Source organism: Mediterraneibacter agrestimuris, from assembly GCF_943193195.1.
Taxonomy (GTDB): domain Bacteria; phylum Bacillota; class Clostridia; order Lachnospirales; family Lachnospiraceae; genus Schaedlerella; species Schaedlerella agrestimuris.
Window position 1 is genome coordinate 20,616 of sequence record NZ_CALPDG010000019.1, and the last position, 16,834, is coordinate 37,449.

14 protein-coding genes are annotated in these 16,834 nt (G+C 44.1%); all 14 read right to left on the bottom strand.

Going from position 1 to position 16,834, the window contains the following annotated elements; genetic code table 11:
• Window positions 1-43: 43 nt before the first annotated feature.
• Window positions 44-565: a GNAT family N-acetyltransferase gene (locus tag NFS18_RS10510; RefSeq protein WP_251389986.1), complete on the bottom strand. Its 522-nt coding sequence runs from the start codon at window positions 563-565 to the stop codon at window positions 44-46.
• 169 nt (window positions 566-734) lie between these two features.
• Window positions 735-1,112 carry a RidA family protein gene (locus NFS18_RS10515; RefSeq protein ID WP_251389987.1) on the bottom strand — a complete coding sequence of 126 codons (378 nt, stop codon included), beginning with the start codon at window positions 1,110-1,112 and terminating at the stop codon, window positions 735-737.
• Window positions 1,113-1,208: 96 nt separating this feature from the next.
• Window positions 1,209-3,296 (bottom strand): polyribonucleotide nucleotidyltransferase, encoded by a 2,088-nt coding sequence (locus NFS18_RS10520; RefSeq protein WP_251389988.1) that lies wholly within the window; start codon window positions 3,294-3,296, stop codon window positions 1,209-1,211.
• Window positions 3,297-3,548: 252 nt separating this feature from the next.
• Window positions 3,549-3,812, bottom strand: coding sequence for an HPr family phosphocarrier protein (locus NFS18_RS10525; RefSeq protein ID WP_251389989.1), 264 nt, complete (start codon window positions 3,810-3,812; stop codon window positions 3,549-3,551).
• 47 nt (window positions 3,813-3,859) lie between these two features.
• Window positions 3,860-5,125: a zinc-binding dehydrogenase gene (locus NFS18_RS10530; RefSeq protein ID WP_251389990.1), complete on the bottom strand. Its 1,266-nt coding sequence runs from the start codon at window positions 5,123-5,125 to the stop codon at window positions 3,860-3,862.
• 89 nt (window positions 5,126-5,214) lie between these two features.
• On the bottom strand, window positions 5,215-6,144 hold the full coding sequence (gene pfkB, locus NFS18_RS10535) for a 1-phosphofructokinase (RefSeq protein ID WP_251389991.1): 930 nt from the start codon (window positions 6,142-6,144) through the stop codon (window positions 5,215-5,217).
• Window positions 6,145-6,150: 6 nt separating this feature from the next.
• Complete coding sequence (locus NFS18_RS10540) at window positions 6,151-6,612, bottom strand: PTS sugar transporter subunit IIA (RefSeq protein WP_251389992.1); 462 nt, start codon at window positions 6,610-6,612, stop codon at window positions 6,151-6,153.
• A gap of 155 nt (window positions 6,613-6,767) precedes the next feature.
• Window positions 6,768-8,864: a BglG family transcription antiterminator gene (locus tag NFS18_RS10545; protein ID WP_251389993.1), complete on the bottom strand. Its 2,097-nt coding sequence runs from the start codon at window positions 8,862-8,864 to the stop codon at window positions 6,768-6,770.
• A gap of 2 nt (window positions 8,865-8,866) precedes the next feature.
• Complete coding sequence (locus tag NFS18_RS10550; RefSeq protein ID WP_251389994.1) at window positions 8,867-10,240, bottom strand: PTS transporter subunit EIIC; 1,374 nt, start codon at window positions 10,238-10,240, stop codon at window positions 8,867-8,869.
• A 146-nt stretch (window positions 10,241-10,386) separates the two neighbouring features.
• Window positions 10,387-11,799 carry a PTS mannitol transporter subunit IICB gene (locus NFS18_RS10555; protein WP_251389995.1) on the bottom strand — a complete coding sequence of 471 codons (1,413 nt, stop codon included), beginning with the start codon at window positions 11,797-11,799 and terminating at the stop codon, window positions 10,387-10,389.
• 190 nt (window positions 11,800-11,989) lie between these two features.
• Window positions 11,990-12,256 carry a 30S ribosomal protein S15 gene (gene rpsO / locus NFS18_RS10560; protein ID WP_251389996.1) on the bottom strand — a complete coding sequence of 89 codons (267 nt, stop codon included), beginning with the start codon at window positions 12,254-12,256 and terminating at the stop codon, window positions 11,990-11,992.
• Between the two features lie 141 nt (window positions 12,257-12,397).
• Window positions 12,398-14,206 (bottom strand): right-handed parallel beta-helix repeat-containing protein, encoded by a 1,809-nt coding sequence (locus NFS18_RS10565; RefSeq protein ID WP_251389997.1) that lies wholly within the window; start codon window positions 14,204-14,206, stop codon window positions 12,398-12,400.
• A gap of 20 nt (window positions 14,207-14,226) precedes the next feature.
• Window positions 14,227-15,879, bottom strand: a complete 1,653-nt coding sequence (locus NFS18_RS10570; protein ID WP_251389998.1) for a Na/Pi cotransporter family protein — start codon at window positions 15,877-15,879, stop codon at window positions 14,227-14,229.
• Window positions 15,880-15,896: 17 nt separating this feature from the next.
• Window positions 15,897-16,793 carry a bifunctional riboflavin kinase/FAD synthetase gene (locus NFS18_RS10575; RefSeq protein WP_251389999.1) on the bottom strand — a complete coding sequence of 299 codons (897 nt, stop codon included), beginning with the start codon at window positions 16,791-16,793 and terminating at the stop codon, window positions 15,897-15,899.
• Window positions 16,794-16,834 lie beyond the last annotated feature (41 nt).

Sequence of the window (16,834 nt, forward strand, 5' to 3'; positions counted from 1 at the left end):
ACTTCCGGTCGCCCAGACATTCATTCAATATTCCTCATCTCTCTTATTCAAAATTCAATTCAAACAGATCAAACAAAGGTATATGATCGAATCCTCTCTCTAAATCCTTTGTTCCTGCATATGTAAAATTCTTTTTCTTATATAAGTTAATAGCCGGAGTATTTCCCGGAACAGCATCCAGCCGGATCGCCTTATACCCTTCCTGCCTGGCAAATGCGATACAGATATCCAGCATATCACTTCCAATTCCTCTATGCTGAACAGACGGTTCTACAGCAAACGTATGTATCACCATATACTCTCCGTCTTCCAATTCTTTCGTCCACTCTCCCGCAGCGTAATTTCCGCCCGGATCAGTATTTAACACGGCTGCGCCAATGATGTTTCCTTCTTCCAGAAATATATACTGTTCTCCTTTTAAAATAGATGCATTGACACTCCCCTTACAGGGATATTCTTTTGACCACATGGGATAATTGATATTTTCCAGGAGATAATTTACAACTCTTTCATAAAAACTGTACACCCGTTCAAGATATTCCTGTTTACACTTTACCAGTTCCATATTCTCTCTTCCTTCTATTTTTTATATTAATCCATGCTCCAGACAGTAATGATAAGTTCCGGCAATTTGCCATACACAATCTTAAATATTCCAACACCTTCCACGGCGCATAGGTGTGTAAATGAAAGAAATGCCCTGCGCAAAAACACAAGGCATCCTTTTACTTTTATTACTCTGCAATTGCAATACATTCAATCTCTACAAGTCCATCCATCGGAAGCTTAGCTACCTGAACACAGCTTCTTGCCGGGAATGTCTCGCCAAAGTAAGATGCGTAAATTGCATTCACTGCAGCGAAATCAGCCAGATCTTTTACAAATACTGTTGTCTTTACAACGTTGCTGAAATCCATACCTGCTTCTGCAAGGATATTCTTCAGGTTTGTCAGACTTGCATGAGCCTGCGCTTCAACGCCTTCTGCAAGCTTTCCAGTCTCAGGATTAATTCCAAGCTGCCCGCTTGTGAACAATGTGTTTCCGGTCTTTACAGCCTGTACATAAGGTCCGATTGCAGCCGGTGCTGCTGTTGTGTTGATAATCTCTTTCATAATCTTCTTATCCTTTCTTTTTCTTTGATATAAATGATTCATTATAGAATGATTCATTTTCTAACATAAATAGTTTCACAAGATAATCTTTACTGTTTATTCAGCCACGTCTCTCATACTAAAGCTGAATCTGCCCATCTTATCCTTGCCCATACATACTACTTTCACAGTATCGCCAAGATTCAGGACGTCCTCTACCTTGTTCACGCGCTCTTTGGAAATCTTAGAAATGTGTACCATTCCTTCTTTTCCCGGAGCAAACTCTACGAATGCGCCGAATTCTTTGATGCTGACAACCTTTCCTTCAAATACCTGTCCTGCCTCAAAATCGGTTACGATGATATGAATCAGCTTAGCAGCCTCTTCCATCTTCTCTTTGTCTGTTCCACAGATAGATACAGAGCCTTCATCATCGATATCAATCTTAACGCCTGTCTGCTCAATAATCGCATTGATGGTCTTGCCTCTCTGACCAACTACATCGCCGATCTTCTGAGGATCGATCTGCATCTGGATAATCTTCGGAGCAAACTCTCCTACTTCCGGTCTAGGCTCAGCGATAGCCTTATTCATAACCTCATCCAGGATATATGTTCTTGCCTTCTTTGTAGCGGCGATTGCCTCTTCAACGATCGGTCTTGTCAATCCGTGAATTTTAATATCCATCTGGATCGCTGTAATACCCTTGTGAGTACCTGCCACCTTAAAGTCCATATCTCCAAAGAAATCTTCCAGTCCTTGAATATCTGTCAGTACCAGATAATCATCATCTGTATCACCTGTCACCAGACCAGCAGAAATACCTGCTACAGCAGCCTTGATCGGAACACCTGCTGTCATCAGTGACATACTGGATGCACACACACTTGCCTGAGAAGTAGAACCATTGGATTCAAATGTCTCAGATACAGTACGGATCGCATATGGGAATTCAGCTTCGCTGGGAAGGACTGGAACCAATGCTCTCTCTGCCAGCGCTCCATGTCCGATCTCACGGCGTCCTGGTCCTCTGGACGGCTTTGTCTCACCTACAGAGTAAGACGGGAAATTGTAGTGATGCATATATCTCTTAGAAGTCTCTGCCTCATCAAGACCATCCAGCCGCTGCGCCTCAGAAAGCGGGGCTAATGTTGTAATTGTACAAATCTGTGTCTGTCCTCTTGTGAACATAGCAGAGCCGTGTACTCTCGGAATCAGATCCGTTTCGGCAGCCAGCGGACGGATCTGGTCGATCGCGCGTCCGTCCGGACGCTTATGGTCTTTTAAAATCATCTTTCTGACTGTCTTCTTCTGATACTGGTAAACAGCTTCGCCAAGAACAGAGAGCCATTCTTCATTTTCTGTAAATGCTTCTTCTAACTTTGCTGTGATCGCGCGGATGTTCTCTTCTCTTACCTGCTTTTCATCTGTGAAGACTGCCGCTTCCATCTCTGCCGGCGGTACGATTTCTTTAATCGCTGCAAAAAGCTCCTCCGGAACCGCACAGCTTGCATACTCATGCTTCGGCTTCCCACACTCTGCAACGATTGTCTCAATAAATGCAATTACCTTCTGGTTCAACTCATGTGCTGCATAAATAGCTTCGATCATCTGAGCCTCCGGAACTTCATTCGCTCCGGCTTCGATCATGATCACTTTCTCTTTTGTAGAAGCAACTGTCAATGCAAGATCAGAAACTGTCTTCTGGTCTGCTGTCGGGTTGAATACAAATTCTCCGTCAACCAGTCCCACCTGTGTAGTAGAAATCGGTCCGTCAAACGGAATGTCGGAAATACTTGTCGCAATTGCCGCGCCCAGCATAGCTGTCAGCTCCGGACTGCAATTCTGGTCTACAGACATTACAAGGTTCTCTAATGTTACATCATTTCTGTAATCCTTCGGGAACAGCGGACGCATCGGCCGGTCGATCACACGGCATGTCAAAACAGCATTCTCGGAAGCCTTACCTTCTCTTTTATTGAATCCTCCCGGAATCTTGCCTACTGCATACATTCTCTCGTTATACTCTACACTTAATGGGAAGAAATCAATTCCATCTCTCGGCTTATCAGAAGCAGTCGCTGTACACAATACAGTTGTATCGCCATAGTGCATCAATACTGCGCCGTTTGCCTGCTTTCCCACACGGTCAACGTCAACCCGCAGCGTTCTGCCTGCCAGTTCCATCTCATACATTTTAAACATTATTTGCTCTCCTTTTATTTTCATACTAGATTGACAGGAGAGTCCGAAACTACTGAAAAAGACAATAGGTACATATAGCTTAGAGCATTGCCGCGCTGCTGTTATTGTCCTTTTCAGTGGTCTCGGGAACATCCCCCTGTCCACAATCTTTTATATTATATCATAGCAAATAGGGGAACGCAAACAAATTTTTGCTGTTCCCCTACAGTAACTGTGGATTAATTGTTGCTGTTCACACGGCACCTGTTTCTATTACTCTCCCAGACCGCTCTCGATCAATGCAGCCATTTTCTCCAGATCTTCTGCCTCACCGTCTCCTTCACAACAAAGTTCGATTTCTGTGCCGCATTTGATGCCTGCTGCCATGATGTTCAGTACACTTTTTGCCTGAATCACTTTATTTTTCACACGAATTGTTACATCTGATGTGCATTTTCCTGCTTCTTTTACAAGTACTGATGCCGGTCTTGCGTGAAGCCCGGACGCATTTACAACCGTAATCTTCTTTGATACCATAATCTCATCTCCCTGATTTTATAATCAATCTTCTCTTATCAAATTTCTCAAACTTCCACACCAAAATGCCCGAATAATACTTTCTCCGCTTCAGCGCTCCACAATCCGCGGTTCTTCTTACAGATATCATCCAGCTTCTTGTAAAGCGGATCTGTTTCTCCCAGTCTGCCAAAATCTTCGATCGCTGTCAGCGGCATATTAAATTGGGTATATGTCAGTTTTTTTCCTCCCGGAATCTTCGGCAGATTCAGAGTTGCATCGGCAATACTGTCGATGCCGCCGATATGTGTTACCATAACTGCCGGCTCGATCTTTCCTTTTGCCGCCAATTCATTTGCCTCAATCAGATCATCATTATTTCCGCCCGTTGTTCCGAGAATATGTGCGCTTGTATAATGTACGTTGTACAAGTTGATCTCACCCTTAAACTGATTATCTGTCGGTCCTGCAAAGAAATTCATACATCCGTCAAATGCCAGTAACTGATCTCCCATTTCTGCCACGGCGCGGTTCGGAATATAAACAAAGACATCATCATATCCTTTTCCGCCGGTAATTGCTTTGAGTTCTTCTACCGGATCTGCCATTTTTGCAGTGTTCACATAGAGCAGTTCCACGTCATTTTCCGCAGCTTTTGACTCTGGGATCACTTCTTTTGCACGCTCGATTTTTGCATCGTCTATATCTGTGACAACAATCCGTTTCGGTTTCTTCTCAATCTGGATACCATAGCTGACCGCGCCCAGTCCCATCGGACCGCATCCTCCCAGAATGATGATATCGCCGCCTTCCTTTGTTCCGACCGACAGATCATGATTTCTCTTATTTGTATGATAATTTCCGTGGTATCCTCCGATAATGCAGCTCATCGGTTCACCGAGAGACGCCTCAAAGAAGCTGTCTCCTTCATATGGCATCAGACAGCCCAGTTCCATCACCTCATGAGGAATGATGCAGTACGTACAAGCTCCTCCGAAAAATTCATAAGAATATCCCGGTGATGCAAGGCTTCCTTTGTAGTTCAGCGCCGGCTGCTGTGCAAATTTCATGCCTGGTTTGAACTGATCTTTCCATCTTTCTCCTACTTCTACAATAACTCCTGCAAACTCATGTCCGATAATGACCGGATTCGTATCGATATTCTGCGGCGCTCTTTTGTGCTTCTTTCCCTGTTCTGCCAGTTTATATGTAGACATGCAGATACTGTCGCTCATCACTTTTACAAGTATCTCATCATCTTTGATCGCAGGAAGTTCAAATTCCTCAAGTCTTAAATCTCTTTCCCCATACATTCTTACTGCTCTTGTTTTCATAATCCTACACTCCTGTTCTTTTAAGGTTCTATGACTTCATAACATTTCGGTCTTACAGCTGCACTGTTACATAACATTACACTACTTTCTTACTGTTCCTTTATTTCCACCTGTTCCATCAGCTCATCTAAAAGCGCTCTCGACGGTGGTTTTGTACCGACTGTTGTAACGGCTCCTGCGGATGCCGCCATACATAATTTCACAGTTTCCTGCTCATCCAGTTTATGATCCCATGCGTAGCTAAGCGCGGCGACCATCGCATCTCCTGCGCCTACTGTGGAATGTGCCTTTACCGGAAGAGCCGGACAGTTCACTCTTTTCTCTCCCATTGCAAAGAGCGCTCCGCTTTTTCCCATTGAAACCACGACAGTCTCAATTCCTTTTTCCAGTAGTCCTTCTGCTAGTTGAAACAGCTCTTCCCGCGACGCCCGATAGTCCAGATTTGCATATTCTTCCAATTCTACACGGTTTGGCTTGATAATGTCCGGTCCTGTCTCCAAAGCCTTTGTAAATAATTCCCCATCGGCATCCATCAGGACCTTGCCGCCTTTTTCATGCACCAGCCGGATGATTCTCGCATAGATATCTTTATCTACTCCTTTGGGAACACTTCCGGAAAGTACAAACAGTGTATCCTCTTTTGTCAGTGTCTCCAGTTTATTTAAAAGTTCCTTGATCTGCGCTTCTGAAATCTCCGGTCCGGGTTCGTTCAGCTCTGTCACCTCGCCGTTTTGCTCAAAAACCTTTGTATTGGTTCTTGTTTCTCCTTCCACCCAGATAAAATCATGCCGGATGTTCTTATCATTCAATACATTTTCAATCGTCTTTCCCGCATTTCCTCCAAGGAATCCTGTGGCAATGCTTTCTCCTCCCATCTCCTGAATGGTTTTGGAAACATTGATCCCCTTGCCGCCCGCATCATATTCCACCTTACTGATCCGGTTCAATCCTCCCGGTATCAGAGCTTCAATCTCCACAGTTTTATCAATTGCAGGATTCATTGTTACTGTTACAACCATAATTCACTACTCCTTTCCCATCAGTACCTCATATACTTCCTCCACACTATAAGACGGAATTGCCATGCACACACTCTCATCAAGCATTTTATCGGCGATCACGGAAAGAATCTGGAGATGTTCTTCTCCCACGCCGGCAATTCCGATTACCACCTTCACCTGACTTCCGCCCCAGTCAATCCCCTCCGGGAATGTCATGACTGCGATCCCAGAAGCTTTGATATCCTTTTTTGCTGCCTCTACGCCATGCGGAAGTGCAAGTCCGTTTCCCATAAATGTGGAAAATGATGTTTCCCGTTCAAGCATAGCCTCCACATACGGCTGGTCTACATAGCCGGTATCAACCAGCATCTGCCCCACCTGACGGATGACATTTTCCTTTGTTGCCGGACTACAATTGACACGAATATTCTCACGGTATAAAAGTTCTTTCTTTTCTTCTTTTTTGGGTTTGGTTTTAAAAAACATATTGAACCTCCTTATCCTTTATTTTCCCGGGTTTTGTTCTTTTTCTGATTTCATTATAACCATGAAAACAAAGGATTTTCAATTGAAAGAAGATGGGATTTGGCATCATCCGATAGCGCCATTTCCCATCTCCTGTCACCTATCCGACAGCGGTCTCAAGACAGTCCTGCCAGATATTTATTAAAATACTTTTTCAGATATTGAGATAAAACCGTGCGGATTTCCTCCTTTTTTCCCTGCCGTACCGTGTCTATAAAATCATATTCTTCGATCAGCATTGTACTGATGTATCCCATAATATCATTGTTGACTCTCAAATGATCATCGACAGGCACAAGCATGATAAATACCATATCGATTCCCTTCATATAAGGGTTTTCAAAGCATTTCAGATCTTTCGTCATACAGACTGCAAAGGACGGACGGATCACACCTTTTGTCCGTGTATGTAAAAGCGCAAAGCCAAATTCTGCAAACACCTGAGAAGCTATCTTCTCTCTGTGCAGAAGATCTTCCCTGATGATTTCACTGCGGTCTGAATAAGGGGACATCTTTTCTCCTACTGCGATCAGCAATTCTTCAAATGAAATCTGGTTATCTACTTTGAAAAACTCCAGATATTTGATGACCTGATTTATCTGCGCCGCGATCAGATTGATCTGTTCAAGCTGTCCTGTAAATTCATTCTTTTCTTTTTGTTTCTCAGGCATTCTCTCATATTGATAAGTAGCCTTCCTGATGTTTTCCATATCTTCATCATTGAGCAGAGGATTTACAAACACCACCGGGATTTCCTGTTGTTCCATCAAAATACTGGTAATAAAAAAATCTGTTTTACTGATCACATATGGCGTAATATCATTCTTTCCATATGCAGTCAACTCCATCCGGTCCTTAAATGTCTTTTCCAGCTTTGAGGTCATCAGTCTGGAGATTCCGATCCCGCTGGAACAGACAACGCCCACATGCACCCTTCTGATCTGTTCCCTGCGCCCCTCCAGACGAACATCAGCCGCCCCGAAATGCACGGTCAGAAAGCCGGTTTCTTCTTCTGGCACACGGCATCCCAGCTTCTCTTCCAGTACCTTTGCGACCAACAGACATTTCTCATATATCTCTGTATAATTTTCTTTGATTTCATCCAATACCGGATTCTGTATCTGCATGCCATGTGTCAGACGTATCATAGTAGGCTGCAAATGTGCCAGCAGTCCCTGAATAAATTCATCATCCTGTTTCAGTAAATATGCCTGCTCCATATCAAAAGCGTCTATCATCTCATTGATCAGCTGCTGCAGTTCGCGGTTTCCTGCCGTGAGTACCTGTTCCCCGTTCCATGTGATCTTCTCATGCTTTGCTCCCTTGATGTGAAGACAGATATAAGAAATTTCCACTTCTGGAATCGCGATCTCAAACTCTTCTTCCAGCTCTTCCACGATTTCCGCTGCAAGTCTATAATCTTCATCTCTGGGTACTTTCTTCTCCCATGGCTCTTTCGCGTCAATCATTTCATTCTTCAGAATTCGGTTGACTGCAATGGCAATGTGTATGACAAGTCCCACATAAGAGCTTTCCGTCAAGGTCATGACACATGTATGATTCATTCCAGAAATACAGCCGATGACACGTTTTAAAATATCATCATTCAAAATCTGTCCGATCTCACTCTTCTGAAGGGGCGCACATTGCTCCTGCACAGAATCCGTTGCTTCATATGCTTCCCTCAGAACTTTGGTATCAATATTCTCATTGATAAACGCACGAATTGCCCTGCGGTAATCTTCTTCACTTCCCTGCACCGAAATTCCGCTGCCGGGTTTGCGTACCACACGCAGGCCGTACTGCAAAAGCCAGCCTTCCACTGACTCCAGATCTGCACTGACAGTTGTTTCACTGACTCCGAAACGGTCGCTGTAATAGAACAGCTTCCGTAACTCTTTTTCTCTCAAGATTTCCAAAACCAGACGTTTTCTTCTCTCTTCACGATTCCCTGTATCGTAAGAATCTCTTTGTCCGATTGCTTCCCTAAGACGCTGCTTCTCCTCTTTACTGCCGTCCAGCCGGATACCAACGCCTGTTTTTGACCAGAAACAGATGTCATATCCCTTCAAACTCCCAGAAATATATTCCAGCTCTCTTTGAACAGTCCTTTTACTTACTCCAATCTGTTCTGCAAGGTGTTTCACAGATATTGCGTCCTGTTCCTTCAATAACACATTCAAAATCTGCCGCATACGCGGTGTCATATCCATTTTTAATCTCCACCTTTCAGTTTCTCTGCCAGTTGTTCATATCCCTCTTTATTCACAAAGTTCTCTACCACATAAATCCGCTGATCGTCCTGCCAGCCGGCACGAATCTGACAGAAGTCTTTCTGACAGACAAGAAGATCGATTTCTTTCGGGATCAGATCCGATGCATATGCCTTCACTTCGATTCCCTCTATCTGCTGTTCCTGTAAAACACGGCGAAACAGCGCCGCACCCATTGCACTGGATCCCATTCCACCGTCACAGACAAATCCAATCGTCTGAATATACATTAATTCATCCTTCCTTTCCCTGTTTTCATGATGTTCCATTCGTACAGCATTTCCCCCGCGCTCTGCTTCTTTCTCCACATTTTCTGAATCAGCTTTTTTCCCGCTCGTCAGTATCATACTGCCGGCAAAAGAAACCGCAGCAGAAAGCAGGATTCCTGCAAACACTGTCCACCCACGCTTTCCTGCCATCATCACAATGATCAATACACTTCCCGGAGACACTGCCCCCTGCAGTCCGCACTGCATATAGGCAAACCAGAACCCGCCCGCCATTCCGCCTAATATAAGCGGGACCAAAAGCCGCAGATTGGAAAGGATATAAGGAAAATACACCTCATGGATCCCTCCTACTCCCTGGACAAACATTGCCGCGGCATAATCATTTCTCTCCTGTTTTTTTCTCAGATATAAAGCCGTCAATATGCCCAGTCCCGGTCCCGGATTAGATTCCAGTAAAAACAAAACCGAACTTCCCATCTCCTGTACCTGACTCATTCCCAATGGAACAAGTATCCCATGATTCATTAGATTATTGAAAAAGAAAACCTTTGCCGGTTCAATTACGAGGCTTAACAATCCAGTCAGTTTATTCTCTACCAAAATGCTGACTCCACAGAACAATACCGCGTCAAAAGCGTCTATCAGAGGCGCCGCCGCATAGAATCCAAGTCCTGCCAGAACTGCTCCCCCGATTGCAAGACTCAAGTTCCGGATCAACATCTGTATGCCAGAAGGGATCTTCTTTTCAATATAGCCGTTTACCTGATTCCAGATCCATCCGCCTGCTGGTCCGCACACCATCGCGCCAAACATGCCCGTTTCCGTATTTGCCGTAAGAAATCCGCAGACCCCCAGCACGGCAAGTATCCCTCCATGTATATTTCCTATGGCCGTCCCGCACTCATATGCGATCAAAAGAGGAACTGCATACACATACGCTGTCTGTGAAATACGATACATTTCCTCATTCGGAAACCAGCCGTCCTGATGAAAAATCACATATAATATTCCAATAAAGAGAAACACACCTATGCTTTTCATAATATTTCTTGTATAAAACTGTCCGATCTTCCGGATATGATCCATGTTCCCTCTTCTCCTAAACTCCTGTTCTTCCCTATCATAAACAACCAAAGCAAGAGATAGGAACCTCCTTAAGAAAACAGGAGTGTTTCTTACCTCTTGCTTAGAATTATAACACAATTCTCTCTTTATGGTTATGATGTTTTTACCTATGCATTCCGCTGCTTCAAATCCTCCACCAGCCTATCATATTCCGGCGCTGCAAGGAAATTTGTAATCAATATACGCTCTGCATTCGGATTGCTGTGCGCCGCACGTTCTCCAAGCTCCTGATGCGTAACAACGATCTGAACATCAGCAGGTATACTGGATACTGGAGTATGAATGATTTCAATTCCTTCCAGTCCTGCAGCAGTAACTTTCTTTTTCAGCACCGTTGCTCCCATTGCACTGGAACCCATTCCCGCATCACAGGCAAATGCAATCTTCTTCACTCTTTTCTTTGCCGTTGTATCTTCTGTACTTTCTTCTGGTACATGCATTGTTGTTTCAACAATTCCCTTTGCCTCATTTTTCATTGCATTTTTCTTTTCCTGTGCCTCTTCCAGAGAAGCATCCTTGCCCATGAATTTCAGGAAAGGCACAGATACAAGGAAGGATACGGCTGCCGATACAGCAACGCCGAGCAGAAGTCCCACATAACAATGTCTCTCCGCCATCATGATAAGCGCCAGAATACTTCCAGGAGATGCCGGAGCTGTCAGTCCTGTCTCAAACATGTTGAACACAAATACCCCGCTTGCTCCTCCTGCTATTGCTGCAAGAAGCAATAACGGATTCATCAGTATGTACGGGAAGTAAATCTCATGGATCCCTCCAAAAAAATGAATAATTACAGCTCCCGGAGCCGAGCTTTTAGCGTTTCCTTTTCCAAGAATACAATATGCCAGAAGGATACCAAGTCCCGGTCCCGGATTTGCCTCCAGAAGGAAGAAAATGGATTTCCCTATTTCCTCTACCTGCTGGATTCCCATTGGGGAAAGAATCCCATGGTTCAGTGCATTATTCAAAAACAATACCTTTGCTGGCTCAATAAACACACTCGTCAGCGGAAGCAGTCCGTGCTCCACAAAGAATCCCACTCCGGCGCTCATTGCCTGATTCAATACATTTACAAGCGGAGTCACTCCAAACATTGCCGCAACTGCCAATATAGCTCCGATGATCCCAAGAGAAAAATTATTTACCAGCATCTCAAACCCGGCTTTCACCCGGTTTTCCATCCATTTATCAAACTGCTTAATCACCCACGCTGCCAACGGTCCCACGATCATCGCACCGATAAACATAGGCACATCAGAGCCTACGATCACACCCATTGTCGCAGCCGCTCCGATTACGCCTCCGCGTTGTCCCGCAATTACATTTCCGCCTGTATATGCAATCAAAAGCGGCAGCAGTACAGAGGACATCGGTCCTACTAATTCTGCAATCTTTGCATTTGGACACCAGCCTGTTTCAATAAACAATGCCGTAATCAGCCCCCACGCAATAAATGCTCCGATATTCGGCATTACCATGCCGCTTAAAAATCTCCCAAATACTTGTACTTTTTCTTTCATTGATTTCACACCTCTTCACATTTTCTTTTTTATGAGGTATGATTGGCCAATCAATCTCTTTTTGCTAAACTTATTATAAAAGAATATACCGCCAACATTCAACTAATAGAAAAAGAGATTTGGCGCCATCCTAATAGCGCCAAATCTCTTTGTTGCGTTGTGAGTCTGTATAAATTTCTTTGCCGACTGATTATTTTCTCAGTCCAAGTCTCTCGATCAGAGCACGATATCTTTCGATATCAACCTTCTTCAAGTATGCAAGAAGACCACGTCTCTGTCCTACCATCTTCAGAAGACCTCTTCTGGAGTGGTGATCCTTCGGGTTTGCTTTGAAATGGTCTGTCAGCTCATTGATTCTTGCTGTCAGAATTGCTACCTGAACCTCTGGTGAACCTGTATCGCCTTCGCTTCTGCCATACTCTGCAATGATTGCCTGTTTCTTTTCCTTAGAAATCATCGTTGTTTCCTCCTTCTATACTTTAATTAATCGCCTGATATTAAGTGACGGTTGGAGTTATCCGTTCACCGAACACCGGCTGTTTATACCTGTGACAGTATATCATACAAATCTGCGCCTGTAAAGAATTATTTTTATTTATCAATCACCGAACTGTGGAATTGTAGCAATCGTTTTTGGGATCATTTTCCCCGCATGCCCTCTTGTCGCTGTATCCTGCGGCATCAGTCCAAATCCGGCAGCAGATCCCCCTGTCAGAACACCATTGGCATAACACCATGCGATAGCATCCTTTGCCCAGTCGGCTACCAGATTCACATCGGACGCTGCCTGATAAAACGTCCGGTCAAAATCCGTCACATTTGCTCCTCTTCCTTTTGCAAACCGATATAATACCAATGCAAGCTCCTGACGGGAAATCCCGTCTCCCGGTCTGACCATCCCGGTCATACTTCCATCTGGATTCCGGTCTCCGGTAAAGATTCCTTCTTTATATGCCCAGTTCATAGCTTCTGTATAGAACTGTCCGGATATATTATCCATAAACGGTGTGGAATTTTCCGCTGTATTATTCCACTCCTTATCGGGATTGCAATAACGGAACAGAGTAACTGCAATCTGCGCCCTCGCCAGACCATCATCCTGTCCGAATACACAAGCCGGCTGTCCTTGATCATCCGAATAACCGTACATGATCCCCATATCCATGACCAGATCGAACCATCCTTCTTCCACAAACCAGCCGTATACATCTGTATAATACTTTTTGTTCGCCACCCAGACTTTGATTTCCTTCCCATTTTCGTATATATGATAATCATTCGACTGGGTACCATAATAATAAGCTCTTCTATTTATACTGCCAAGCGGATTGGGATCTGTCTCGTAAAGTGCTTCGCTGACACAGTCTCTATAAATCAGATTTCTGCACATCTCTCCGCCGAAATCATAGAGATTGCCGCGCGCCCTACAATTACGCACTTCAAATCCCAAAGAGTCCGTTGCCTGAAATTCATCAGTAAACCTGCCCTGATGTTCAAAAAAGATTCCAAACTTCCTGTTACTCAGAGACTCACAATTCTCAATCACAAGGCTCTCATCATTGCTATAGCCAAAACCGATTCCAAAACCTGATGCTCCCACACTGTCTGTATTAGCCTGCTTTCCGCAGGCGACCGCCTTACAATTTGTGACTTTGGAATTAACCGGACAGTCCATACCGAAGCCGGTTCCATCTGTATTCATCACAGTTACATTATCCCAGCTGCAATCCCTGAACAGGCAGAAATAGAATCCTTTTCCCTTTGCGTTGTAATAGCCGTAAGTCTTGGTATTGATACCGTCAATGCAAAAATTCCTGAAATGGTTATTTTCGAGATAATCTGGAGTGCCCTGATTCGGTTTTTCAAACAGCTCCGCGAAAAAAAACATATCAATCGGAACCCCCCTGCTTCCCACTGGTAACAATGTTGTTCCAAGAGAACCGTCCGGCAGCAAAGTACCCTCGATAGTCACATTATCTTTGCACTGTATAATGTGATACTCGATATAATTGATGTGCTTACTTGTCAGTACGGTATCCGGTTCGTCAAAATTTCTGCTATGTTTTTCCGGCATAAAGTAAAATTTCCCCTCCGGTATGGTGACCGTTCCGCCTCCATTCTCAGAAGCCGCATCCACTGCCGCCTGAAGATGCGCGCTGTTCGCAAGCATCTGTTCCCTATAATACGGCATATCCTGATAAAGTGTAAAATCCTCTTTAGATTCCGGTTCATATACACTGCCATCTGCAAGAGTAACTGTGATGACTTCATGATTTATTTCTGCATGTACACCCTTACACCCATACATGAAAAAAACAACTGTTAAAAATAACAATATAAGAATTCTTTTTATGTATTTTTCTGCCTTTTGGAATCCTCTTGCTCTAAATCTTACATGTTTTATCATATACTATTTTCCTTTTATTCCTACTCTCCTTCTTCGTCCGGATCGTCCAGATTTTCCGGTTCCAAAATCGCAAATGCAATATTCGTCGCATGGTCTGCAGCACGCTCCAGCCCAGATACTGTGTCAGAGTAAATCATGCCCGCTTCTGGCGTACATTTCCCTTTAGACAGACGTTTCACATGAGATTTCTGAATCTTCCGCTCTTTTTCATCCACGGAATCCTCCAGCTCCAGAACTTCCTTCATATGCTCCGTATTTCGTTTGGAAAACATATCCAGGGCATAGTCCAATGCTCTTATAACCATATCTGTCATATCTGTAATCTGAGTGACTGCCTTCTCGCTGAACTGGATATCTTTTTCCAGACGTTCCTTTGCAGAATCCGCAAAATTCTCAGCATGATCGCCGATTCGTTCAATATCATTTGCCACATGGAAGAGACCGCCCACCAGTCTGGCATCTGCCATAGGAATTTTCATAGTGCTGATCTTCACCAGATAATCCGTAATCTCACGGTTCAGATAATCAATATATTTTTCTCTTTCATACACTTTTTCTATCTGTTTTGGATTCGGATTACACAGTGTTTCCATACTCTCCTTTAAATTTGTCCGTGCCAGTTCTCCCATATGCTGCAATTCCAGAATCGCGTCTACGACTGCTGTTGTCACAGCCGGAGTTGCCGTATTGCTGATGTATTTAAGCTGGTAATCATTTTCCGGCTTTCGATCCTCACCCGGAATGATTTTGTAAGTTGCCTTAACTACCCATGTCATAAATGGGAACAGCAGGATTACTTCTGCAATCTTAATAGTCGTATGCGCATTGGCAACGGCACGTCCCGGATTTCCACCGGAAATACTCATAAACAATTCACTGATCGGATTTTTAGCCAGCATCAGAATGCCGAAAATAATCGTGGACCCGATCAGGTTAAAGAGAAAATGAATCCATGCCGCCCGCTTTGCCTCCTTTTTTCCGCCCAGACTTGCCAGAAGAGCAGACACGCAAGAACCAATATTACAACCCAAAATCAGGAACGGACAGATGACAAATTTCAGCATTCCCTGATTTGCCATCAAAATAACAATACCGACCGTCGCCGAAGAACTCTGCAATACAGCCGTCACCAAAAAACCGACAAGTATAGCGGCCAGCGGATTGGTCAAAGACTGCAAAAGTCCCAGAATCTGCGGAGATTCCTTCAAAGAAGACATTGCGTCGCTCATCGTACTCAGTCCCATAAACAGAATACCGAATCCTAGTACGACACCGCCCATTTTCTTCACATTCTGATTCTTGGAAAACATAAACATGACAACGCCCACGATCACAAATAACGGGGCAACATCAGAGAGATTGAATGCAATCAACTGTCCGGTCACTGTCGTACCGATATTGGCTCCAAGAATTACGCCTGCCGCCTGATACAGATTCATCAGTCCCGAATTTACAAAACTGACGACCATAACCGTTGTAGCGCTGGAGGACTGTACGATCGCAGTAAAAAGAATTCCCACCAGCATTCCGATAAACCGGTTCTTTGTAAAGAACTCCAGAATGGACCGCATCCGGGCACCTGCCACCTGTTCCAGTCCGTCGCTCATAAGCTTCATTCCGTATAAAAATAATCCCAATCCACCAAGTAACAAAAAGACTGTTGCTATACTCATTTGTACATACCTTTCATTTATTGAACTTTTCCAAAATATAATTTCCCCTTGGTAATATCGTTTTCCACCTGACGCTTCAACGCTTCCACAGTATCAAACTTCTTCTCCGGACGCAGAAAATCACAGAATTCTACTGTTACCTGTCTGCCGTAGGCATCTCCTTTATAGTCAAAGACAAATACTTCTGCCAGCGGATGTTCTGTGTCTGCTACTGTTGGCTTCACACCTACATTCCCGATTCCATGATACCAGATTCCCTCTACCAGAATCCGGCAGCTATAGACCCCGAACCGGGGCATAATTTTCTTTTTTTCTGGAAATACATTCATGGTCGGAAATCCAAGACGTCTGCCCAGTTGTTTTCCATGCTGTACTTCCCCTGAAAGCCGGTACCGATATCCGAGTAATGTATTTGCAAGCATCACATTTCCTTCTGCAAGCGACTCCCGCACATAGGTACTGCTGATAACTGCTCCCTCATGCCGCTCTTTTTCAATCACATCCAGACTATACCCATACTCATCTGCATATTTCTCCAGCATGGCTGTATCGCCGCGTTTCCCATGTCCAAAACGAAAATCTGTTCCAACTACGATATGCGCTGCTTGAAATCTCTTTGCCAGGATCTCCCGGATAAAGTTTTCCGCTTCCATCTCCCGCAGATCCTTTGTAAACGGACATGCAATCAAATAATCTGTCTGTTTACAAAGAAGGGTCCTTTTCTCGTCTGCCGTTAAAAGCGCCTGCCTCCCCATGTCGAAAGCACAGACAATACTGACTGTATCTTTATCGGCATATTCCCGGATTTTATTGATTAATTTCTGATGCCCTCTGTGTAGTGCATCAAATTTGCCAAGCGTCACTGCTGACGGCATCTCACTTTTATAAGAATTAATTTCAGTAATATATTGCATGTCATCCTCTTTTTTACAAGTCGTACCAGACTGTGACAAGT